Origin of the sequence: Thiohalocapsa sp. ML1 (genome assembly GCF_001469165.1) — a bacterium.
Classification (GTDB): Bacteria; Pseudomonadota; Gammaproteobacteria; order Chromatiales; family Chromatiaceae; genus Thiohalocapsa.
Genome location: NZ_JABX01000004.1, coordinates 182,560 through 204,652, shown reverse-complemented (window position 1 = coordinate 204,652; position 22,093 = coordinate 182,560). Strand labels below are relative to the sequence as shown.

Below are 22,093 nucleotides of genomic sequence, written 5' to 3'. Positions count from 1 at the left end.
TCGCGAAGCAAGCTCGGCTCATCCGCTGGCAAGACCAGATCCGGATGCAGCCTGCGCTTGGCGGCGAGACTCGCAGCCCGGACTGCCACAGGCGACCGGCCCACCGCACTGACAAACCGCGCCCGGGAGGCGCCCCACGCCTGCTAAGCTGCCGCGGGAGCGGCACGATGCGCTCGCTCCCCAGATCGACCACAGCAACCCCCTGATAGCCAATCGCCCAGGTACAGCACATGGCGACCAATCCGTTTGAACGAGCGGGATCGTCCGGCACGATCACGCGACCGCCGAGCGGCGGCGAGCTCACCACCGACTCCGTGTTCCGCGGCATCGCGTATGTCTGCGCCGCCCTGATCGTGGTGCTGACGGCCCTGATCCTGTGGGAGCTCGGCAAGGAAGCGATGCCGGCCATCTCTAAGTACGGCCTGGGCTTCTGGTACGGGACCACCTGGGACGTCAATAAAGGGGTTTTCGGCGTCCTGCCCGAGATCTGGGGCACGCTCTACAGCTCCCTGCTGGCGCTGCTGCTAGGTGGCGTGTTCGGTATCTCCATCGCCATCTTCCTGACCCAGGACTTCATTCACGCCAAGCTCGCCGTGGTGTTTCGCACCATCGTCGAGCTGCTGGCGGCGATCCCGTCTGTGGTCTACGGCCTTTGGGGCATCTACGTGCTGATTCCCATGATCCGCCCGGGCGCCGAATGGCTGCATCAGCACTTCGGCTGGGTGCCGTTCTTCAGTACCGATCTCAGCGGCCCGGGCATGGCCCCGGCGGCGCTGGTGCTCGCCATCATGATCCTGCCGACGGTCGCTGCCATCTCCGTCGATGCCTTCCGCCGCATTCCGTACAAGGTCAAGGAGGCCGCTTACGGCATGGGCACGACCAAGTGGGAAGCCATCTTGAAGGTCATGCTGCCGACGGCCTCCAGCGGCATTCTGGCGGCGCTGGTGCTGGGCTTCGGCCGTGCGCTCGGCGAGACCATGGCGCTCGCGATGCTGATCGGCAACGCCAATCAGATCAACCTGTCGCTGTTCGCACCGGCCAACACGCTGGCGTCGCTGCTGGCATCGAGCTTCCCGGAGGCGGGTGGCATCGAGGTGCAGGCGCTGATGTACGCGGCCCTGGTGCTGCTCCTGATCACCTTCATCGTCAATGTCGCCGGCCTCGCCGTGCAGCAGTACACGGTGCGCAAGTTCGAGGGTAAGGCATGACCGACATCGATCTCACCGCGCCGGCCGCGCCGGCCTTCGTTCGGCCCAACCTGCAGCGCCAGGCGTGGGAAGGGCGCGCCATCAAGAACAACATCCTGACCGGTATCACGTGGATCATCGCAATTCTTGCGGCCATTCCGCTCATCTCGGTGATCATCATGCTGCTGATGCAGGGCGGCTCGCGGCTGTTCGGCAGCGACATCGTCGAGGTGCTGACGGCGCTGCCGCCGGCCGGCTTCGAGATGGGCGGCGGCATCGGACCGGCGATCGTCGGCACCCTGGTGATGGTCGCCATCGCGACCGTCATCTCGGTGCCCTTCGGCATCATGGCGGCGATCTACCTCGCCATCCTCGGCCGGACCAGCCAGCTCGCGACCTATTCGCGGTTCCTCGCCAAGGTGCTGACCGGCTTCCCGTCCATCCTGGCCGGCGTTTTTGTCTACGCGGTGCTCGTCATCAACTTCGGTTACTCGCCCTGGGCCGGCGGCTTGGCGCTGGCGGTGCTGATGCTGCCGACGGTGGTGCTGGCCGCGGAGGAGGCCATCGCGCAGGTGCCGCAGCGCATGAAGGACGCGGCCTTCGGCATGGGCTGCACGCGCACGCAGGTGATCTGGAAGGTGGTGCTGCCGACGGGTCTCCCCGGCATCCTGACCGGCGTGATGCTCGCCATCGCCGGGGCCGCCGGTGAGTCGGCGCCATTGCTCTTTACGGCGCTCTTCAGTAACTACTTCCTGGAGTCGCTGGCGCCGGTGAATAACCCCACCGCGTCACTGTCCATCCTGATCTACAACTTCTCCGGCATGCCGTTCGAGAACCAGATCGAGCTGGCCTGGACCGCGTCGCTGGTGCTGGTGCTGATCGTCCTCGTCTTCAACATCCTGGCTCGCCTCGTCGGTCAGCCCAAGGCCTAACTTTCGTCACCGAGGTAACCGGCATGAACGCCCCCGCAAGCGACATGACCAGCGTGTCCGATTTCATCGCGGAGCCCTACGTCACTCAGGGCTCGACCGTGATCGACTGCAACGTCAAGAAGATCTTCTACGGCAGCTTTCTGGCTGTACGTGACAGTTTCGTACCCATCGAGAAGAACAAGATCACCGCGTTCATCGGTCCGTCCGGCTGCGGCAAGTCCACGGTGCTGCGCAGCCTGAACCGGATGAATGATCTGATCCCGATCTTCCGCTTCGAGGGCACGGTGAACTATCACGGCCAGGACATCTACGCGAAGGGCGTGGACCCGGTAGTGGTGCGCCGCTATATCGGCATGGTGTTCCAGCAGCCGAACCCGTTCTCGATGAGCATCTACGATAACGTCGCCTTCGGCCTGCGGCTGAACAAGTTCAAAGGCAACTACGACGAGAAGGTGCAGAAGGCGCTGGAGCGTGCGGCGCTGTGGAAGGAGGTCAAGGACAAGCTCAAGAACAGCGGCCTGAGCCTGTCCGGTGGGCAGCAGCAGCGCTTGTGCATTGCGCGCGCCATCGCCACCGAGCCCGATGTGCTGCTGATGGACGAGCCCTGCTCGGCGCTCGACCCCATCGCCACGCGCCAGGTGGAGGAGCTGATGCTGGAACTGCGCGAGCGCTTCACGGTGGCCCTGGTTACCCACAACATGCAGCAGGCGACCCGCGTCGGCGACACCACGGCCTTCTTCTCGGTGGACATCTCCCAAGGCGGGCGCACCGGTTACCTGGTGGAGATGGGCCCGACCAAGCAGGTGTTTGAAGACCCGCAGCAGAAGCTGACCAAGGAATACGTGGCCGGCGAGTTCAGTTGATCGGGGCTCGACTTGCCCGCGCGCGTTCCCGCGGCACGCGTGCCCCCGCGCCTGTGCCCTAGAGGTCCACGAACCGAGGAGAAGGTCATGCAGAGCGTTCGATCCGTTGCGTGCGCGGCCGCCGCATTTGCGCTGCTCGCAGTGTCTGCCGCCGAAGGCGCCGACAGCGCCGACAGCGCCGAGGGCGACCTGGTGATCCGCGGCGCTGGCGCCACCTTCCCGCAGCCGTTGTACGAAGAATGGATCAGCGCCTACGCTGAGCAGGCGCCCGGTGTGCGGTTTGAGTATGCCGGCGTCGGCAGCGGCAAGGGCACCGCGCTGTTTCTGGCCGGGAAGGACCCGGACGGCAAGGTCTTCGACGGCGCCGACGTAGACTTCGGCGCCAGCGATGCGGCGCTGTCGGATAAGGATCTCGCGCAGGTCGGCGAGCGCGGCGCCGTGATGGTGCCCACCACCGGTGGCATCGTCGCGCTGGCGTACAACCTGCCGGGGGTTGATGAGCTCAAGCTCTCGCGCGCGGCGGTGCAAGGCATCTTCACCGGCACCATCAAGTCCTGGAACGACCCGATTATCGCTGCGGCGAATCCGGGCGTGACGCTGCCCAGCAAGACCGTGACGCCGGTGGTGCGGCGCGACAGCAGCGGCACGACCTTCATCATGACCAGCCACTTGGCCGCGGCCTTTCCGGCCTGGCGCGACGTTGCGGGCGTGGCCAAGCAGCTCGACTGGCCGGGCAACACGATGAAGGTCAACTACAACGAGGGCGTTGCGCAGCGGGTGAAGATCAGCACCGGTAGCATCGGTTACATGGAGTACCAGTTCGCGAAGCGCTTGGGCCTGCCCATGGCGATGATCGAGAACAAGGCGGGCGAGCTGGTGGCGCCGACGCCAGAGTCCGGCACGGCGGCCCTCGCATCGGCACAGGAGGTCCCGGATGATCTGCGTGTGTTCGTCCCCGACCCACCCGGCGACGGCGCCTATCCCATTGTCGGTTACACTTGGCTCTTGCTGTACCAGTCGTATCCGGACGCGGCCAAGCGCGAGGCGCTCAAGGGCGCCGTGCTCTGGGGGCTCGCCGACGGCCAGCCCATTGCCGAGGAGATGGGCTATATTCCGCTGCCCGAAGACATGGTCGAGATGGCCCGGGCCAAGGTCGAAGCCGTTTACTAGCGAGGCGGAGGCTCAGACCGACAAGGGCGGCGCGGTGCTCCGCGACCCGCTCGCGTCGCCGTTGAAACAAGGGCCGGGGGCCGAGGGCCGAGGACGGCTCGCTTGGCCCTCGGTCCTTTGACATTCTGGAGCTCGACGCACCTGCACGCAGTTGGCGCCGTGCGGCAATCCATTCACACCGCCGCGGGCCACCCGCCCGCGCTGGTCCCCTCCAATACCAACAGCGGGCTTCGCCCCGCCGGGCCGCTCTTGCGCTGAGGTCATGGCGAAGCCGCGACGTTTGAATCTGCCGGTCATCGAGGCGTCGCTGCGAGCCGTCCAGCGCGACTTCGAGCACATCAACAGCCAATTGGAGACGCGCCGCGATCCGCTGTCGGAGCTCGTCATCGAGCACATGGTGGCGGGCTACCGGCAGGTGGATGGCCTGCTCGCGGAGCGCATTGATCCGTTTGCGCTCGGCAGCTCGCGGGCGTTGCTGGAGCTCAACTTTCTGGTCATCTGCGGCAGCGACCGGCTGCTCCGGGCGGAGTGCGCCGCGGCGCTCGCCGCCACGGAGGAGCGCTTCTACGCCAAGGGCGATGGCAGCTTCGAGTCCCTCGCCGAATGGGTCCGGCTGCATGCCGCGGAATCCGTCCGGCGGCGGGCCGCCGGTGCCTACGTTCATGTGCTGAGCGAGCCCCAGCTCTATATCGAGGGCAACCATCGCACCGGTGCATTGCTCATGAGCTGGATGCTCGCGCGCGAGGGGGAGCCGCCCTTCGTACTCAGCGTCGACAACGCCAAGGCCTACTTCGACCCCTCCAGCGCCGTGAAGGCGACCCGCAAGCACAGCTTGCAGATGCTGCTGAACCGCCCGAAGTATGTGAAGCGCCTGTCGGCGCTGCTGGTCGACGGCAAGGAGAAGGATCGCTTGCTGCGCTGACGAGGTTGTGACGCAACCGACTGGCGACGCCTCCGGAGTCGCCCGGCGGCGTTGTAGGGGCGTCGGGCTCGCCAGATGCGTCGGGCTCGGGCTCGGGCTCGGGCTCGGGCTCGGGCTCGAAATCGAAATCGCACCAAGTGCCAACCGATCCCGATCCCGATATCCCGATTTCGATAGCGATTTCGATAGCGTGAGCACGACTCGTCGGTCGGAGGCGAAGCCTCGCTAGATTGCTTGACGGGTCAAATGCTTATCGATGAGTCAAGCTTCATGGCGACGAGGCGCTTGAAGGCAAACGGGCCGAGTGCCGAGGCAGACCTCCTTGGCCCCTTGGCCCTAGGCCCTCGGCCCTTTGTGCCGCTCAGGTCAGCCGGCGCAGGCCGAGCTCGGGCAGTTCCTGCTCCACCCGCTGCCAGGCGGCGCGTCGGCCGCAGACCTTGCCTTTCATGGCGCGCCACGCCTGCCAGGCCTTGTAGTCCTGCCAAGCCGGGGAGTCCCGGCGCAGGCGCTCGATGACCACGGGTTTCTGGTAGGCGATGCAGCGCGGGCCGAAGCGTGGGTCGTTGTCTACCCAGCGCTCCTCCTCGCCGTGGCGGACCGGGGTCGCGTAGGTGATGTGTACGAGCGGCGCATCCGGCTTATCGCACCAGAAGGGCTCGATCCAGACGACGGCCCGGCCGTGGGCGGTGTCGGCCAGAAAGACCTCGGCCGCGTAGTGGGTGCCGAGCTCGAAGGGCTTCTGTGGCTTGGGGATGCGTAGCTGCAGCGGGACGAGCTGTTTGATGGCCTCGGCGAGATCCATGCGGGCGATTGTTACGGTTATGTTACAGCCGCAATTTTACCGCGCCGGCCCGCTCGCGAACAGCCGCGGGCCACCGACAAACCGGCGCGTTCCGGCCTATGAGCCGGCGAGCCCGCCTGTGCGCTGACCCGGGCACAGGGATGAGCTGATTGGCGGATGGAAACACGCGCCCCACGGCACCTGCCGGCAGATGGCGCGCGCCGCGGCGTTAGAGGTCGATGGGCAGTGGGGCGGCGTGCCAGATCTTGTCCACGTAGTCCTGGATGGAGCGGTCCGACGAGAACTTGCCCATGCGCGCCGTGTTCAGGATGGACATGCGATGCCAGTGGTGCGGGGCGCGGTAGGCGCGGTCCACCTCGTGCTGGCAGTCGACATAGCTCTGGAAGTCCGCTAAGACCATGAACGGGTCCGAGTGAATCAGGTTGTCCGTCAGCGGGCGGAACAGCTCGGTGTCGCCATGGCTGAAAAGCCCGGACGCGATCAGGTCCACCGCGGACTTGAGCGCGTGGTTGCCGTGGTAGACCTCCCAGGGCCGATAGCCTTCCGCCTGGCGCTGCTGCGCCTCCGGCGCCGTCATGCCGAACAGAAAGAAGTTGTCGTGGCCCACCTCGTCGCGGATCTCGACGTTGGCGCCGTCGAGCGTGCCGATGGTCAGCGCACCGTTCATCGAGAACTTCATGTTGCCCGTGCCCGAGGCCTCTTTGCCGGCCATGGAGATCTGCTCTGACAGGTCCGCCGCCGGGTAAAGTCGCTGGCCGTTCTTGACGTTGAAGTCGGGCATGAAGAGCACGCGCAGCCAGCCGTTCACCTGCGGGTCGTTGTTCACCACCTCGCCGATGGCGTTCACGAGCTTGATGATGAGCTTGGCCATGAAATAGCCAGGTGCCGCCTTGCCGCCGAAGATGAAGGTGCGCGGCGTCAGCTCGACGTTCGGGCTCTGCTTGATCTGCTCGTAGAGCCAGACGATGTGCAGCAGGTTCAGGTGCTGGCGCTTGTACTCGTGGATGCGCTTGGCCTGCACATCGAACAGCGTCTCGGGGTCCGGCGTGAAGCCCGCGTGCTTGCCGAGCCAATTGGCCAGGTCCTGTTTTGCCGCCGTCTTGACCTCGCGCCAAGCGGTCTGCAGGGCATGATCCTCGGCCTGCTCCTCGAGTTGCTTGAGGCAGGTCAGGTCGGAGAGCCAGCGGTCGTCGCCGCAGGTCTCGGTGATCAGCGCCGCCAGCCTGGGGTTGCTGACGGCGACGAAGCGCCTTGGCGTGACGCCGTTGGTGACGTTGTGGAACTTCTCCGGCCACATCTCGTAGAAGTCCCGCATCACCGTGTTCTTCAGCAGTTCCGTGTGCAGGGCCGCCACGCCGTTGATGGCCTTGCTGCCCACCGCCGCCAGATTCGCCATGCGCACGCGGCGCCCGCCGCCCTCGTCGATGAGCGACATGCGCGCGACGCGGGCCTCGTCGCCGAAGAAGTGCACGCGGACCTGGTCCAGAAAGCGCCGGTTGATCTCGTAGATGATCTCCAGGTGCCGCGGCAGCAGGCGCTCGAAGAGCTCCACGGACCAGGTCTCCAGCGCCTCCGGCAGCAGCGTGTGGTTGGTGAAGTGGCAGGCGTTGGTGGTGATGTGCCAGGCCTGGTCCCAGTCCATGAGCTGCTCGTCCATCAGGAGCCGCATCAGCTCGGCGACGGCGAGCGATGGATGGGTGTCGTTGAGCTGGATGGCGAACTTCTCGTGGAAGCTGTCCAGATCCCAGGCGATGCCGAGCTGCAGCCTGAGCATGTCCTGCAGGGAGCAGGAGACGAAGAAATACTGCTGCTTGAGGCGCAGCTCCTTGCCGGCGACGGGCTCGTCGTTGGGGTAGAGCACCTTGGAGATGGTCTCCGCCTCCATCTTTTCGTGCACGGCGCCGTAGTAGTCGCCGACGTTGAAGGCCTGGAAGTCGAAGGACTCGGGCGCCTCGGACTTCCACAGCCGCAGCAGATTCACGTTGCCGACGCCGTAGCCCATGATGGGCGTGTCGTAGGCGACGCCGTTGACCACCAGGCTCGGCACCCAGCGCGTGCGCAGCGCCCCTTGGGTGTCGGTGTAGTGCTCGGTGTGGCCGCCGAAGCCCACCGGGAAGGCGAGCTTCGGCCGCGGGATCTCCCACGGATTGCCGGTGCGAAGCCAGGTGTCGCCGCGCTCGGTCTGCCAGCCGTCGACAATGACCTGGTCGAAGATGCCGAATTCGTAGCGGATGCCGTAGCCGATGGCCGGGATCTGCAAGGTCGCGAGCGAGTCCATGTAGCAGGCCGCGAGCCGGCCCAGACCGCCGTTGCCGAGGCCCGGTTCCTCTTCGGCCTCGACGATGGCGTCGAAGTCGAGCCCAAGCTCCGCGCCAGCCTCGCAAGCGGCCTCCAGGATGCCGAGATTGACCAGATTGTTGACCAGATGCGGTCCGAGCAGGAATTCCGCGGACAGGTAGCACACCGTGCGAGCGTTGGTCTTCTTGTAGGTCTGCGCCGTCTTGATCCAGCGCTCCAGCATGCGGTCGCGAACCGTGTAGGCGGCGGCCTGGTAGAGGTCGTTGGTGGTCGCGACCTCCAAGAAGCGGCCTTGCAGGTAAAACAGGTTGTCCAGGAAGGCGCGCTTCAGGTGGTCCCTATCGAGACCGGTGCGGGTCTGATGCAATGCGTTGTCGGGCTCGGCTGTTTCGGGCTCGGCGGTATCGTTCATGTGCTCGTTCTCGCGCAAAGGGGCGGCTGGTCAAGGGCCAAGGGCCAAGGGCCAAGGCGGAAGGGCCGAGGGCTGATGTGCGTCGTTGCGACCGCATCCTCGGCCCTCGGCCCTCGCCCCTTCCTATAAAGGCCAAACCCAATCGTCATATTCGGGCGTGTCCGTGCCGTGCTCGAAGGCGTAGTTCCGTGCGTCGATCTGCAGGTCGCGGAAGCGCTGTTTGGCATGGGCGCCGAGCACGGCGAGCCGCGGCACGCGGTCGATGACGTCGATGGCGAGACTGAAGCGGTCGATCTCGTTCTCGATGGCGAGCTCCAGCGGCGTGTTGATATTGCCGCGCTCCTTGTAGCCGCGCACGTGAAACTGCGAGTGGTTCGCGTGCTTGTACGTGAGCCGGTGGATCAGCCAAGGATAGCCGTGGAAGTTGAAGATGACCGGCTTGTCGCGCGTGAAAATGCTGTCGAAGTCGCGCTCGGAGAGCGCATGCGGGCCCTCGTGGTGTAGTGTCATCAGGTCAACGACGTTGACGAAGCGAATCTTGATGTCGTCGAACTCAGCACGCAGCATGGCCGTCGCGGCCAGCGCCTCCTTGGTGGGAATATCGCCGCAGCCCACCATGACCACGTCGGGCTCGAAGCCCTCGTCGTTGCTGGCCCAGTCCCAGATGCCAACGCCCTTGGTGCAGTGCTTGATGGCGTCTTCCATGCCCAGGTACTGCAGGTGGTTCTGCTTGTCCGCGACGATGACGTTGATGTAGTTCATGCTCCGCAGGCAGTGGTTGGCTACGGACAGGAGACAATTCACGTCCGGCGGCAGGTAGATGCGCGCCACCTCGGCGGACTTGTTCACGACCACGTCCAGGAAGCCCGGGTCCTGGTGCGTGAAGCCGTTGTGGTCTTGCCGCCAGACCGTGGATGTGATCAGCAGGTTCAGCGACGGCACGGGCGCGCGCCAGGGGATCTCGTTGCAGATGGCGAGCCACTTGGCGTGCTGGTTGTACATGCTGTCGATGACGTGGATGAAGGCCTCGTAGCTCGCGAAGAAGCCGTGGCGCCCGGTGAGCACATAGCCCTCGAACCAGCCCTCCAGCGTGTGCTCGGAGAGCATTTCCATCACGCGCCCGTCCGGTGACAGCTCGCCGCCGTCGGCGTCCTCCGGCAGGTACTCCTCCAGCCAGAGCTTCTTCGACACCTCGTAGATGGCGTCGAGCTTATTGGAGGTGTTCTCGTCCGGGCCGAAGACGCGGAAGTTGTGCATGTTGTTGCGCATGATGTCGCGCAGCAGCGCGCCCAAGGGCTTGGTGTTCATCGCGCGCACTGTGCCGGGGCGCTCCACCACGCAGGCGTACTTGCGGAAGTCCGGCATGCGCAACGAACGGCGCAGCAGGCCGCCGTTGGCGTGCGGGCTCGCGCTCATGCGCAGGTTGCCTTCCGGCGCCGCGGCGCGGATCTCGGGCTTGAGCTTGCCCGTGTCGTCGAAGAGCTCCTCGGGCTTGTAGCTCCGCATCCAGGCTTCCAGTTGCGCCAGGTGCTCGGCGTTGTCGTGCAGGCCCGACAGCGGCACTTGGTGGGCGCGCCAGAAGCCCTCCACCTTGTTGCCGTCCACCTCCTTCGGGCCCGTCCAGCCCTTCGGCGAGCGCAGCACGATCATCGGCCAGCGATAGCGCCGGACATTGGCGGCACCCTTGGCGCGGGCATCCTGCTGGTGCGCCTGGATCTCGGCATAGCAGGCATCCATGGTTGCGGCCATCTGCTGGTGCATGTCAAGAGGCTCGTCGCCGGAGACGAAGTGCGGCTCCCAGCCGTAGCCCTGGAACAGCGCGCGCAGCTCGTCCTCGGGGATGCGCGCGAGCAGGGTCGGATTGTTGATCTTGTAGCCGTTGAGGTGAAGGATCGGCAGCACCGCGCCGTCGCGGGCGGCGTTCAGGTACTTGTTGGAGTGCCAGGACGTGGCCAGCGCGCCGGTCTCGGACTCGCCGTCGCCGACGGCCGCCACCACCAGCAGGTCCGGGTTGTCGAAGGCCGCACCGAAAGCGTGGCTGATGGAGTAGCCGAGCTCGCCGCCCTCGTGGATCGACCCAGGGGTCTCGGGTGTGCAATGGGAGCCGATGCCGCCGGGGAAGGAGAATTGCTTGAAGAAGGCCTTCATGCCCTCCTCGTCCTCGGACTTGTTCGGGTAGATCTCGGCATAGGTGCCTTCAAGGTACACGGGGCCGAGCACGCCCGGGGCGCCGTGGCCGGGGCCGGCCAGGAAAATCGCCTGCTGTTGGTGGTTCAGGATGATGCGGTTGGCGTGGCAGTACATGAACGCCAAGCCGGGGCTCGCGCCCCAGTGGCCGAGCAGGCGCTGCTTGATGTGCTCAGGCCTCAGCGGCTCGCGCAGCAGCGGGTTGCCCTTGAGGTAAATCATGCCGACGGCGAGGTAGTTGCACGCGCGCCAGTAGGCGTCGATGCGCGTGAGCTCTTCCGGGGCCAGGGGCGTGGTGGTGCGCTCGGTCATGTGGGCCTCCTCTCACTGTGATGACGCCGGGCCAGGCCGGCTGGTAGGGCAGGATGCCGATTTCGGCGACGAAAGCGGGGACCAAGGGCCAAAGGGCTAAGGGCCGAGGGAGCCACCCTTGGCCCTTGGCCCTTGGCCCTATTTTCCGGTTCGACGCCCCGCAGCGCTAGATTAGGACCGTGACGTTAAGGCCTTGTGACGGTACCAGGTGTCGTTGCCAGTTCGGTAAGGCCCAGGCCCAGAAGCTCGCCACGTCTTTGCACGGCTCCGGTGGCGCCTCCTGGCCCAGAAAGCGCCAGGCGGCGAGCAGCGCGGGCAGCGGCCGGGCGGCATCGACGGGCAGCGCGGCGAGGGACTTGGAGAGCTTGCGGCCGTCGGCGCCGAGCGCCAGCGGCAGGTGCGCGTAGACGGGTTTCGGCAAACCCAGATGCCGCTGCAGCAGGATCTGGCGCGGGGTCGAGGCAAGCAGGTCGGCACCGCGCACGACGTTCGTGATGCCCTGCTCGGCGTCGTCGACGACGACGGCGAGCTGGTAGGCGTGGATGCCGTCGGCGCGGCGCAGCACGAAGTCGCCGACGACCTCGGCAACGTCCTGCGTCTGTGGCCCCAGGATGGCGTCGGCGAAGCGGATGGACGCGTGGGTCGTGCGCAGGCGCACGCTCCGCGCTGCGCGCCCCGGCGGCAGGCCGTTGCGGCAGGTGCCGGGGTAGATGGGTCCTTCGAGGCCGGGCCTGGCGCGCAGCGCGATCTCCCGCCGCGTGCAGCCGCAGGGGTAGCAGAGGCCTTGCGCGACCAGCCGCTCGAGCGCGGCGGCATAGGCGTCCGTGCGCAATCGCTGGTAGAGCACGGGGCCATCCCAATGCAGGCCGAAAGCCTCCAGCGTGCGGAGCATGCCATCGGCCGCGCCCGGCACCTCGCGGGTGCGGTCGAGGTCTTCGATGCGCACGAGCCATTCGCCGGCGCCGCTGCGCGCGTCGGCGAAGCTCCCGAGCGCCGCCACGAGCGAGCCGAAGTGGAGCGGTCCGGTGGGGGAGGGGGCGAAGCGGCCGCGGCAGCGCGAGCCGACCGCCGCAGTGCTCAAGCCGCCTGGCGCCCGGCTGATTGGGTTGCGGCGCCCGGCCGTGGCTTAGCCGCGCTGCTTCTCCCGGATCTCATCGAGGGTCTTGCAGTCGATGCAGAGCGTCGCCGTCGGCCGTGCCTCCAGTCGGCGGACGCCAATCTCGACGCCGCAGGCCTCGCAGTAGCCGTACTCGTGCTCGTCGATGCGGGCGAGCGCCTCGTCGATCTTCTTGATCAGCTTGCGTTCGCGGTCGCGGGTGCGCAGCTCCAGGCTGAACTCGGATTCCTGCGTCGCCCGGTCGTTGGGGTCCGGGAAGTTGGTGGCCTCGTCCTGCATGTGATGCACGGTGCGATCCACTTCTTCCATCAACTGGCGCTTCCATTCCAGGAGCAGGCCGCGGAAGTGCTCCTCCTGCTCGGGACTCATATAGTCCTCGTCCTTGCCGGCCTCGTAGGGTTCGAAACCGAACGGCTTGGCGCCGTGTGCGTTCGCCTCGGGCATGGGTGTACTCCCGCAGACTAAGGATCGTCGATACTTGACCTTCCGCCCGGTGCCCGCCGGACCTTGTGTACCCGGCGGGGCGCCCTGGGCGCCATAGAATGCGCGTTTCTACCAGAGCGCGAAATCCTCGGCAACATGCCAGGTGCGAGCGGTGTCGCTCACCGCCCCGCGAAAGGCCACCGCCCAAGGGCCGAGGGCCGAGGGCCTAGGAGGGCTCCCTTGGCCCTCCGCCCTTGTTCCTTCAAGCACCTTGTCGCCATGAAACTTGACTCATCTGCAAACATTTGGTGCCGTCAAGCAATCTAGCGAGGCTAAGCCTCAGACCCACGAGCCGTGGGGTGGGCCCGGGTTGATCGATGGAGCGCGATCTGCGGTGCGGGCGCCGGGCGGTTGCCCACGCCGCGCCGCCGGGTGGACGACCGCGCATGTGCCCTCTGAATTCGCTCAAACGCTGACGACACGGCATCGAGCCGAGCCGGCTGGAAAGCCGACGATCCCGGTCAGGCGCCCCAGCGCCGAGCCGGCTGGAAAGCGGGCGGCGCCCCAAGCAATCTAGGAGCTAGCGAGGCAGAGCCTCAGACCGACCAGGACGCGAAGCGCTTGTTGCGCAATCCGGTCATCGCCGCAGGTGAACCAAGGGCCAAGGGCCAAGGGCCAAGGGTCAAGGGCCGAGGAGGGCTCCCTTGGCCCTCGGCCCCTTTTCCCGCAAGCACCTTGTCGCCACGAAACTTGACTCATCTGCAAGCATTTGGCGCGGCCAAGCAGTCTAGTCCGGCCCTGTGCTAGGCTCCCGCGCCCTGCTTACCGTACTTTCCCGGAGTCAGCAATGTCTGCGCTTGAGGCCATCATCTTCGACGTCGACGGCACCCTCGCCGACACCGAGCGCGATGGCCACCGCATCGCCTTCAACGCCGCCTTTGCCGACGCGGGTCTCGACTGGGACTGGAGCGTGCCGCTCTACGGCGAGCTGCTACGCGTCACCGGCGGCAAGGAGCGCATCCGCGCTTATCTTGCCGAGCACCGCCCCGACTTCGTGCTGCCGGCGCCGCTTGACGATTTCGTCCGTGGCTTGCATCAGCGCAAGACCGAGCACTACACGGAGATGATGCGCCAAGGGGCCATCGGGCTTCGCCCCGGCGTGCTGCGGTTGTTGCGCGAGGCCTTCGACGCCGGCTTGCAGCTCGCCATTGCCACCACCACGACGCCGGAGAACGTAACGGCCTTGCTGTCGGCGGTGCAGGTGCCGGGGCGGTACCCGGAGCTCAGCCGCTGGTTTCGCGTCATCGCGGCAGGGGATGTCGTGCCGGCAAAGAAGCCGGCGCCGGACATTTTTGCGCTGGCTCTCGCGGAGCTTGGGCTGCCGGCGTCGGCCTGTGTCGCGGTCGAGGACTCGGACAACGGCGTGCGCTCGGCCTTGGGCGCGGGGCTGGATGCACTGCTGGTGACCGTGAGCTCCTATACCGAGGCGCAGGATTTCAGCGGTGCTGCCCTGGTGGCGGATGGGCTCGGCGAGCCCGGCGCCGCACCCCGTCTGCTCGCCGGCGGCTGCGCGGAGGCGGTGGCGCCGGTGGTCGCCGATCGCGGCTTGATCGACCTTGCCGTGCTGCGCGAGCTGCACCGCTGTGCCTGCGCCGGTCGCTGAGCCCGCCATGTTGGTGCCCGCGGCGCGCGCCGCGGCAGTCGCGCCGTTTCAGGTCATGCGCATCCTGGAGCGCGCCAAGGCCATGGAGGCCGCAGGCCAGACTGTCATCCACATGGAGGTAGGTGAGCCGCGCTTTCCGATGCCTGAACCGCTGCTGGCGGTGGCCCGGCGCGCCCTCGACAGCGAGTCCATGGGCTACACGCCGTCCGCCGGTCTGCCCGCGCTGCGCCATGCCATCGCCGCGCATTACGCAGACCGGTACTCGGTCGAGGTCGATCCTGGGCGCATCATCGTCACGCCCGGCGGCTCGGGTGCGCTGCAGCTCGCGCTGGCGGCCATCCTGCAACCGGGCGACGGCGTGCTGGTGACGGAGCCCGGTTACCCCTGCCATCGACACATTGCCGCCGTGGTCGGCGGGGTCGTGCAGGGCGTTGCGCTGCGCGCCGAGACCGGCTGGCGGCCCACCGCCGAGGTCGCGGCCCGGCAGTGGCAGCCGGGCACGCGGGTGCTGATGGTGACAACCCCGGGCAATCCCACGGGCGCGGTTCTGGATGCGGCCGATCTCAGCGCGCTGCTGGCGGTCGCGCGCAATCGGCAGGCTGCCCTGATCGTAGACGAGACCTACCAGGGGCTCGTGTATGACGCCGCCGATACCACCGCGCTGCAAGGCGGCGACGACGGGCTCTTTGTCGTCAACAGTTTCTCGAAGTACTTCGGGCTCACCGGCTGGCGGCTCGGCTGGCTGGTGGTGCCGCCCGGCTGGGCGCCGGTGGTGGAGCGGCTGGCACAGAATCTCTTTCTCGCGCCGCCGACGCTTGCGCAGCATGTCGCCGCGGCGGCGCTGACGCGCGAGGTTATGGCGCTGTTCGATGCCCGCCGTCTGGTGCTGCGACAGCGTCGCGATCTGTTGCTCGCCGGGCTTCGGCGCATCGGGTTCGCTCTCCCGCATCCGCCGCAGGGCGCCTTTTACGTGTTCACCGAGCTGCCGCCAGGGCTCGGTGACGCGGTGACCTTCGCGGCGACACTGCTCGCGGCAACCGGCGTTGCGGTGACGCCTGGCGTCGATTTCGGCGGCCCGCAGGCGGCGCGCACGGTGCGTTTCGCCTATGTTGAGGAAGCGGCGCAGATCGAGGTCGCCTTGGCGCGCCTTGAGACCTATCTGTTGGACAACCAGCGGCCCGTCGGCTGAGCGCCGGTTGGGGCCGCGCGGGCACCGAGGTTGCGCGAACCGCGCGCCGTGCGCATCCGACGGTCGGCTTCCGTGTCCGACCGGGAGCACGGCTTGCACCCCGGATTCGGGCGCGTTGCGGGCCAAATCGCCCGCCTGCTGTGCAATAATCGCCCCGCTTCGCGGAGCTCGGGCGCACCCCGTCGGACGGACCGCGATCAATTTACTCCCGCGATCAGTCTCTTGAAGCGTTGTCCATGGCCCGGCTCCTACTCATACTCGCGCTCGCGGCAATCGTTGGGATCAGCGGTTGCGCGAAGGTGAAATACCCGCCTCTCCCGGAGGCAACCTACCAGTTGCGCTATGCGCAGAAGTACAAGATCGGGCCTGGCGACTCGGTGCAGGTGTTCGTGTGGCGATACCCGGAAGTCAGCACGACGGTGCCGGTGCGCCCGGACGGCTATATCACCGCGCCGCTGCTCGAAGACGTACCGGCCGCCGGCAAGACGCCGACCGAGCTCGCCCGGGATCTTGAAGAGGCGCTGTCCGTATTCTTGCGAGACCCGCTTGTGACCGTCATCGTTCAGGGGTTCGTCGGCGTCTTCCCGGAACAGATCCGTGTCCTAGGTGAGGCGACGCAGCCGTTGTCGGTGCAGTATCGCGACGGCATGACGTTGCTGGACCTGATGATCCAGGTCGGCGGCATCACGGAGTTTGCCGATGGCAACCGCGCGGTGCTGGTGCGGTTCGAGGACGGCGAGCAGCGGCGATATACGGTTCGTCTCCGTGCGCTGATCCAAGATGCGGAGCTGTCCGCAAACGTGGACATGCGTCCCGGCGATATCTTGCTGATACCTGAGTCCTGGTTCTAGCTGCGTTCCCCGACGGCTCGCCGCCCGAGAGCGATTCGAGAGCAATCCGATGCAAGAAATCATCCGTCTAGCGCTCTTCTACCTGAGCGGCGTCTGGCGCTATCGCTGGTTCGTGCTAGTTGTCGCGGCCGTGGCATCGCCCATCGGTTGGGCCTATGTTGCGTCACTTCCGGATACCTATAGCTCCAGTGCTCGGGTCTATGTCGATACCGATTCCGTGCTGACGCCGCTGCTCGCCGGTTTGGCCATCAACACCAACGAAGGCCAGCGCATCCGGATGATGACCAACGTGCTCTTCGGGCGCGAGAACATGGAAAAGCTCGCCCGCATGACGGATATGGATCTGCGTGCGAATACGCCGGAGGAAATGGATGCACTCGTTGCGGACCTGAAGAAACGGGTCAAGCTCGGCACCAGCGGCAACAACGTTTACACCATCAGCTTCGCCGACCAGTCTCCGGAATTGGCGAAGCGGGTCGTGCAGTCCATGCTGACGATCTTCGTCGAATCGAATCTCGGCTCGTCGCGTCAGGATCAGGACTCCGCCGAGCGCTTCCTGCAGCGTGAGCTCAAAGACTATGAGCGCCGACTCATCGATGCTGAGCGCAAGGTCAAAGACTTCAAGATGCGCAATCTGGACCTGCTCTCCGAGAAGGGGACCTATTACGACCGGCTGAAGCAGGCGAAGCGCGGGTTAATCGAGGCGCAGGACAACCTCGCACTCGCCGAGAGTCGTCGGGAGGAAATGGCGCAGCAACTGGAATACATGCAGAGCGACGCGGCAAGCCTGCCGTATTTCGAGACCTGGCTGCAGGAGGAATCCAAGGCAGTCACGAATCCGCTGGATCAAAAGGTCGCTGAAATGGAGGGCCAGATAGAGGATCTCCTGATCCGCTACACGGAGCGTCATCCGGAGGTCATCGCGATGAAGCGTGCGCTTGCAAGGCTGGTCCAGCGTCGGGATGAAGAGCGAGACAACTACGTCGAGGAACGGCGCAACGACGAGGTTGCCGTTGTGCAATCCTTATCGCAGAGCCCTGTGTACCAGGAAATGCAACTGCGCTTGGCCGGCGCGAATACCGAGGTCGCAACAGAGGAGACGCGCGTAGCGACATTGCGCAACAAGATTGAGCAATTCCAGACGGCCGTCGACGAAGTGCTTCAGATCGAGGCCGAGGAGAAGCAGCTCAATCGCGACTACGGCATCCTGCAAGACAACCATCAGGCACTGCTCAAGCGGTTAGAGCAAGCGCGCATGACACGCGAAGTGGATACAAGCGTCGACACCGTGAAGTTCCGCACCCTAGATCCACCCCGGGTGCCGAAGAAACCCACGGGTCCGGATCGTATCGGCATGTCAACCCAGGTGTTTGGTGGCTCGCTCGTCGCCGGACTCGGCATCGCTTTTCTGCTCGCTCAATTGCGCCCCGTGTTCTTCGACAGGCGGCAGTTGGCCGAGGTGACGGGTGTTCCGGTGATCGGCAGCGTCAACTTGATTACGGTTCCGCGACAACGTCTTCGGTCCCGGCTTGCTACTGTTGGCTTCACGATCGCTCTGCTTTTACTCATCGCGAGCTACGCGGCGGTACTAACGGCCTTTTTCCTCGACATTGATCTGGCAGCGCGGTTGCCGTTTTGACCGCGGTCCAGGGCTGCCGTCGGGCCTCGGCAGCCAGCACTAGGTTGTCGCAATTGTTGCGAGATCCCTGTCTGGCATGAACGACCCGTATCGGCCACTTCGGCGCGGCTTCGCCCCGATACGCAGAGCGTGTGGTGCCCGCTTCCCGCTCTCGACACTTTGCCGCGCTGTGGCTGCGTGTTCTTGGTGAAGCCTGCCGGAGGGCCTGATCCTTGTAATGCAACAAGTGTCGAGCCAACCGACGGAGAGCCCCTGTTTATGTCGGCTCGGACACCGAGGGACTGGGGACTCGGCGACGGCAACCCAAAGCGCTTCTTAGTTCCGGCTCTGCCGGTTTAGGTGAGAACCAATGTCAACTACCACCAGCACGCAGCCACCGAATGACGATCCCTCTCGCTGGATGCGTCAGCAGGCGTCTAGGCCGCTGGGTGACGAATGGCAGACTGCTTCTGTCGATGCCGAGCCGTCGGCTGCCTTCGATCCGCTCTACGAAGTACCGATTCTTGAGACTGGCGAGGTCATGGTGCTGCCGAAGGAGGAGCGGACCAAGCGAGAGCGTGGCGAGCATAAGCGTATCTCCGAAGAATTTCGCATGATCAAGCGGCCGTTGCTCATGAATGCATTCGAGCGGCGACATGACGGAGATTCCCCCTTCAATCTCATCATGGTCTCCAGTTCCGTTCAAAGTGAAGGCAAGACCTTCGTTTCTTTGAACCTGGCGGCCTCGATGACACTTGAGCTGGACTGTTGGGTCTTGCTGATCGACGGCGATGTCGCGAAGCCGGGATTGTCGCGCCGGGTGGGGCTTGGGGACGCGCCGGGCTTGATTGAGCATCTTGATGAGGGTACCGACCTCACGCAGCTCGTTCGACCCACGGACATTCCGAAACTGTCGATACTGCCTGCTGGGCAGCGGCACCGCCAGTCTACGGAACTGTTGGCGAGCCAGAACATGCGTCGCCTGCTCCATGATGTCGCAACCCGCTATCCGGACCGCATCGTGTTGTTCGATTCGCCGCCCGTGCTTGCCACGAGCGAGGCGCCTGTGCTCGCATCCCTGATGGGGCAGATCGTGATCGTTGTCGAGCATGAGGCCACTCCGCAGGGGCTGGTCAAAGAGACCGTCGCGCAGATCGGGCGCACGGATAATGTCTACATGCTGCTCAACAAGTGCAAGAGCACGTTGTTCTCGGGAAAGTACGGCTACCAGTACGGCTATGGCTATGGCTACGGTTACGGCTATGGTTACGGTTACGGATACGGTGGCGATTACGGCGCCGACAAAGAAGACCAGAACAAGAAGGGTTGATCTGGTTTGCGTTGCCCGAGCCGCCCGGCCATGTCTGCGAGATTACTTGCCTTACTGGCCGTGACGCTCATGGCCAGCCCTGCTGTCGGCGATTGGCGAGGAGCGGGCGGCTTGAGCGGCAGTGTGATCTTCACCGACAATCTGTTTTTGTCGAGCGAGGATACCGAGGCTGGCGGCGTCATCCGGATGCGGCCGTTCATCAGTTCCTCGCGCAGCGGCAACCGCGTGCGCACGCGGTTCGATTACGGACCAAGCGTGTTGTTCTATCCCGGGCACTCCGAGCTCAATGATGTGCAACATACGCTGCAGGCATCTCTCAACATGGAGGTTATCGAGCGTTACTTCTTTCTCGACATGCGCGCCACGGCGAATCAGGCGCTGATTGATCCACGCGTCAACAGCCGTTTCGACGCAATCGGTGGAAACGATGCTTTTGCCCAACAGGCGTCGGTGGCGATAACCCCCCGGGTTGAGCTGCCGGTATTGGATGGGCGCTTCGCTACCGTCCGCATCTCCCCCGGCGTCGGCTCCACTTGGACCGCCTCCACCGGAGACACTAACGACGGGCTGCGAACCGGAACACAGGACAGCAGTGTGCAGGTCGTGAGCGGCCCGATGTTCACCACGGTCCCTTGGTCGGTTAACTGGCGGCGACGGGTGTTCGACACGGATGATGGCGAGGGCTTCGGGTCTTTCGACACGCGGATAGGTTATATCCTCAGTCCGAAATATCGCCTGGACTTGATCCTCGGCTACGATGACGGCCGGGGCACCTTTCGAGCAGCGGACGGGGGTACCAGCGGCGGTCGCTGGGAAACGCGATTTCTCTGGACACCCGTTCCGCGTGCGCAGTTCGAGCTTGGCGTTGGCGAGCGCTTTTTCGGCGATGTCTACCGCTTCAACGGCCGCTATCAGCACAAACGCTGGGCGTTTCGCTCGTCCTATGAGGTTTCGATCGAGAACGTGGCGACGGTGCTGCAGCGGGAACAGGTCGTGCCGGTGGAAGACCTCTTCGGTAATGAGATAGCAAGCCCATTTCTCGACGGCGATGTAGCTTTCGTAACGGTAACAACGCCGGCGTTGGTCGAGGAGACCTTCCTGAACCATCGTTTTGAGTTCCTCTCGCAGTACCAGAAAGGCCGCAACAGTGCGTCGCTGCGCTGGTTCCTCACAGATCGGGATTACAGCGAATCCGACCGTGACACACTGGACAATCAACTGCAGTTCACCTATTCACGGCGCCTGTCGGGCAGGCTGTCCGGAAATGCCGTCGTCAATCTTTGGCACCATCGGGAGGATGCGGACTCGCGCTTCGATTACACGCAGGACGCGCTTGACCTCGGGCTTTCTTACCAGTTGGGGCGCCGAACCCGCGTTGGCGCGCGGATCGGGCGCCTGAATCGCGATGGGGATGCCCCCGGCTTGTCCTTCTCGGAGAATCGTTTCACGATGGACTTCAATTTCAGGTTGTAACTGCACCCGGCGACGCGTAGAGAGTGAACGCTGGCGGCTGACGCCATGCCGATGTGCAGTGCCGTCGGATCCGATCATCAATGCACCGCTCTGAGAGGATGCAAATGCCCAAGCGAATCATGTGTGTTGTCGGGGCGCGACCAAACTTTATGAAGATCGCGCCGCTCATGCGCGAGCTGCAGCGAGCGGACACGTTTGAGTCGTACCTGGTGCACACGGGACAGCACTACGACGCGGCGATGAAGCAGGCCTTCTTTGAGCAGTTGCAGATCCCCGAGCCGGATGAGGACCTTGGCGTGGGGTCGGCGTCGCATGCGGTGCAGACTGCAGAGATCATGCGGCGCTTTGAGCCCATATTGGACCGGGAGTTGCCAGACGCCGTCTTGGTCGTCGGCGACGTGAACTCGACCATTGCCTGCGCTCTGGTGGCTGCAAAGAAACAGGTTCCGGTGATCCATGTCGAGGCTGGCCTGCGGAGCTTCGATCGGAGCATGCCGGAGGAGATCAATCGCGTTTTGACGGACCAAGTGTCGGACCTGTTATTCACCACGGAGCGGGGCGCGTTGGACAATCTCGTGCGCGAGGGCGTCGACAGCGAGCGTGTGCACTTTGTTGGAAACGTCATGATCGACACCCTGCTGCATAACCGGGAACGGGCTCCGAGTGTGGCGGCAGTATTGCGACGCGCCGAGATCGGGTCGGCGGCGCCGGCCCGCTTCGGCGTCGTCACGCTGCATCGGCCTTCGAACGTGGATGACACGCAAACGCTGGCTCGCTTGGTGGATACCTTGAACGAGCTTGGGGCTGAGTTGCCCTTGTTGTTCCCGGTCCATCCGCGCACGGCGTCCCGGCTCGGTTCGGCAGGCTTGATGGAACCTGCGCGTGGGGCCTGTACGCTGCTGCCTCCCCTGGATTACCTGGATATGCTCGCATTGCTCCAGGGTGCGACGATGGTCTTGACGGACTCGGGCGGCATCCAGGAGGAGACCACGGCGCTCGGCGTGCCATGCCTGACACTGCGTGAGAACACGGAGCGTCCTATCACGGTGACGCAAGGCACCAATACCATTGTCGGCGCGGACCCGGAACGAATTCTCGGTATTGCGCGGAGTACGCTGCGCGACGGCGGCAAGGCCGGGCGAATCCCGGAGTACTGGGATGGACGGGCCGCCCGGCGCATCGTTGACACGCTTGAACACTGGTTTCGGCAGCGCGGTGCACCGGCCGATCCTACCAACGATGGACATCAGCCATGACGCTGCTCGCGGAAGTAGCCGCCCGCGACGCTGAGCCGCGGTCGACGGTGACGGCAGATGCGCTTGCATCGCCACCCAGGGCCGCCGC

At 65.1% G+C, this 22,093-nt stretch carries 17 protein-coding genes; 12 read left to right on the top strand and 5 right to left on the bottom strand.

What is annotated here, in order from left to right; all coding sequences use genetic code 11:
* The first annotated feature begins 230 nt into the window (after window positions 1-230).
* The 5 genes from pstC (at window position 231) to ML01_RS04150 (ending at window position 5,074) form a co-directional block, all read left to right on the top strand.
* Window positions 231-1,208, top strand: coding sequence for a phosphate ABC transporter permease subunit PstC (gene pstC, locus ML01_RS04170; protein ID WP_058554135.1), 978 nt, complete (start codon window positions 231-233; stop codon window positions 1,206-1,208).
* Window positions 1,205-2,119, top strand: a complete 915-nt coding sequence (gene pstA, locus ML01_RS04165) for a phosphate ABC transporter permease PstA (RefSeq protein ID WP_058554134.1) — start codon at window positions 1,205-1,207, stop codon at window positions 2,117-2,119. Before pstC ends, pstA begins: the two co-directional genes overlap by 4 nt.
* A gap of 44 nt (window positions 2,120-2,163) precedes the next feature.
* Entirely contained in the window at window positions 2,164-2,982 is an 819-nt protein-coding gene (gene pstB / locus ML01_RS04160) for a phosphate ABC transporter ATP-binding protein PstB (RefSeq protein WP_216819105.1), read from the top strand.
* An 87-nt stretch (window positions 2,983-3,069) separates the two neighbouring features.
* Window positions 3,070-4,152, top strand: coding sequence for a phosphate ABC transporter substrate-binding protein PstS (gene pstS, locus ML01_RS04155; protein ID WP_058554133.1), 1,083 nt, complete (start codon window positions 3,070-3,072; stop codon window positions 4,150-4,152).
* Window positions 4,153-4,414: 262 nt separating this feature from the next.
* Window positions 4,415-5,074 (top strand): hypothetical protein, encoded by a 660-nt coding sequence (locus ML01_RS04150; protein WP_058554132.1) that lies wholly within the window; start codon window positions 4,415-4,417, stop codon window positions 5,072-5,074.
* 361 nt (window positions 5,075-5,435) lie between these two features.
* Here ML01_RS04150 and ML01_RS04145 read toward each other — a convergent pair whose 3' ends face one another.
* The 5 genes from ML01_RS04145 to dksA form a co-directional block, all read right to left on the bottom strand.
* Entirely contained in the window at window positions 5,436-5,876 is a 441-nt protein-coding gene (locus tag ML01_RS04145) for a hypothetical protein (RefSeq protein ID WP_058554131.1), read from the bottom strand.
* Between the two features lie 208 nt (window positions 5,877-6,084).
* Entirely contained in the window at window positions 6,085-8,586 is a 2,502-nt protein-coding gene (locus ML01_RS04140; protein ID WP_058554159.1) for a glycogen/starch/alpha-glucan phosphorylase, read from the bottom strand.
* A 123-nt stretch (window positions 8,587-8,709) separates the two neighbouring features.
* Window positions 8,710-11,085, bottom strand: a complete 2,376-nt coding sequence (locus ML01_RS04135; protein ID WP_058554130.1) for a phosphoketolase — start codon at window positions 11,083-11,085, stop codon at window positions 8,710-8,712.
* Window positions 11,086-11,251: 166 nt separating this feature from the next.
* Window positions 11,252-12,166 (bottom strand): tRNA glutamyl-Q(34) synthetase GluQRS, encoded by a 915-nt coding sequence (gluQRS, locus tag ML01_RS04130; protein WP_173865154.1) that lies wholly within the window; start codon window positions 12,164-12,166, stop codon window positions 11,252-11,254.
* A gap of 45 nt (window positions 12,167-12,211) precedes the next feature.
* Complete coding sequence (gene dksA, locus ML01_RS04125) at window positions 12,212-12,646, bottom strand: RNA polymerase-binding protein DksA (protein WP_058554128.1); 435 nt, start codon at window positions 12,644-12,646, stop codon at window positions 12,212-12,214.
* 826 nt (window positions 12,647-13,472) lie between these two features.
* On the opposite strand from dksA, the gene ML01_RS04120 reads away from it, so the two are divergent.
* The 7 genes from ML01_RS04120 (at window position 13,473) to wecB (ending at window position 22,005) form a co-directional block, all read left to right on the top strand.
* Window positions 13,473-14,288 carry an HAD-IA family hydrolase gene (locus tag ML01_RS04120; protein WP_058554127.1) on the top strand — a complete coding sequence of 272 codons (816 nt, stop codon included), beginning with the start codon at window positions 13,473-13,475 and terminating at the stop codon, window positions 14,286-14,288.
* A gap of 7 nt (window positions 14,289-14,295) precedes the next feature.
* On the top strand, window positions 14,296-15,477 hold the full coding sequence (locus ML01_RS04115; protein WP_058554126.1) for an aminotransferase class I/II-fold pyridoxal phosphate-dependent enzyme: 1,182 nt from the start codon (window positions 14,296-14,298) through the stop codon (window positions 15,475-15,477).
* A 236-nt stretch (window positions 15,478-15,713) separates the two neighbouring features.
* Window positions 15,714-16,328, top strand: a complete 615-nt coding sequence (locus ML01_RS04110) for an XrtA/PEP-CTERM system exopolysaccharide export protein (RefSeq protein ID WP_058554125.1) — start codon at window positions 15,714-15,716, stop codon at window positions 16,326-16,328.
* Between the two features lie 49 nt (window positions 16,329-16,377).
* A complete protein-coding gene (locus ML01_RS04105; protein WP_058554124.1) occupies window positions 16,378-17,967 on the top strand; it encodes an XrtA system polysaccharide chain length determinant in 1,590 nt (529 codons plus the stop codon).
* Window positions 17,968-18,316: 349 nt separating this feature from the next.
* Complete coding sequence (locus tag ML01_RS04100; protein ID WP_082673941.1) at window positions 18,317-19,276, top strand: XrtA-associated tyrosine autokinase; 960 nt, start codon at window positions 18,317-18,319, stop codon at window positions 19,274-19,276.
* Window positions 19,277-19,345: 69 nt separating this feature from the next.
* The gene (locus ML01_RS04095) at window positions 19,346-20,749 is read left to right on the top strand and encodes a TIGR03016 family PEP-CTERM system-associated outer membrane protein (protein WP_254045132.1); all 1,404 of its coding nucleotides are present in this window, start codon (window positions 19,346-19,348) and stop codon (window positions 20,747-20,749) included.
* A gap of 98 nt (window positions 20,750-20,847) precedes the next feature.
* Window positions 20,848-22,005: a non-hydrolyzing UDP-N-acetylglucosamine 2-epimerase gene (wecB, locus tag ML01_RS04090; RefSeq protein WP_082673944.1), complete on the top strand. Its 1,158-nt coding sequence runs from the start codon at window positions 20,848-20,850 to the stop codon at window positions 22,003-22,005.
* The last annotated feature ends 88 nt before the right edge of the window (window positions 22,006-22,093 follow it).

Excerpts from the sequence above, each read along its gene's own strand:
- pstC (WP_058554135.1), top strand. The coding sequence starts at position 231 with ATGGCGACCAATCCGTTTGAACGAGCGGGATCGTCCGGCACGATCACG.
- pstA (WP_058554134.1), top strand. The coding sequence starts at position 1,205 with ATGACCGACATCGATCTCACCGCGCCGGCCGCGCCGGCCTTCGTTCGG.
- pstB (WP_216819105.1), top strand. The coding sequence starts at position 2,164 with ATGACCAGCGTGTCCGATTTCATCGCGGAGCCCTACGTCACTCAGGGC.
- pstS (WP_058554133.1), top strand. The coding sequence starts at position 3,070 with ATGCAGAGCGTTCGATCCGTTGCGTGCGCGGCCGCCGCATTTGCGCTG.
- ML01_RS04150 (WP_058554132.1), top strand. The coding sequence starts at position 4,415 with ATGGCGAAGCCGCGACGTTTGAATCTGCCGGTCATCGAGGCGTCGCTG.
- ML01_RS04145 (WP_058554131.1), bottom strand. The coding sequence starts at position 5,876 with ATGGATCTCGCCGAGGCCATCAAACAGCTCGTCCCGCTGCAGCTACGC.
- ML01_RS04140 (WP_058554159.1), bottom strand. The coding sequence starts at position 8,586 with ATGAACGATACCGCCGAGCCCGAAACAGCCGAGCCCGACAACGCATTG.
- ML01_RS04135 (WP_058554130.1), bottom strand. The coding sequence starts at position 11,085 with ATGACCGAGCGCACCACCACGCCCCTGGCCCCGGAAGAGCTCACGCGC.
- dksA (WP_058554128.1), bottom strand. The coding sequence starts at position 12,646 with ATGCCCGAGGCGAACGCACACGGCGCCAAGCCGTTCGGTTTCGAACCC.
- ML01_RS04120 (WP_058554127.1), top strand. The coding sequence starts at position 13,473 with ATGTCTGCGCTTGAGGCCATCATCTTCGACGTCGACGGCACCCTCGCC.
- ML01_RS04115 (WP_058554126.1), top strand. The coding sequence starts at position 14,296 with ATGTTGGTGCCCGCGGCGCGCGCCGCGGCAGTCGCGCCGTTTCAGGTC.
- ML01_RS04110 (WP_058554125.1), top strand. The coding sequence starts at position 15,714 with ATGGCCCGGCTCCTACTCATACTCGCGCTCGCGGCAATCGTTGGGATC.
- ML01_RS04105 (WP_058554124.1), top strand. The coding sequence starts at position 16,378 with ATGCAAGAAATCATCCGTCTAGCGCTCTTCTACCTGAGCGGCGTCTGG.
- ML01_RS04100 (WP_082673941.1), top strand. The coding sequence starts at position 18,317 with ATGTCAACTACCACCAGCACGCAGCCACCGAATGACGATCCCTCTCGC.
- ML01_RS04095 (WP_254045132.1), top strand. The coding sequence starts at position 19,346 with ATGGCCAGCCCTGCTGTCGGCGATTGGCGAGGAGCGGGCGGCTTGAGC.
- wecB (WP_082673944.1), top strand. The coding sequence starts at position 20,848 with ATGCAAATGCCCAAGCGAATCATGTGTGTTGTCGGGGCGCGACCAAAC.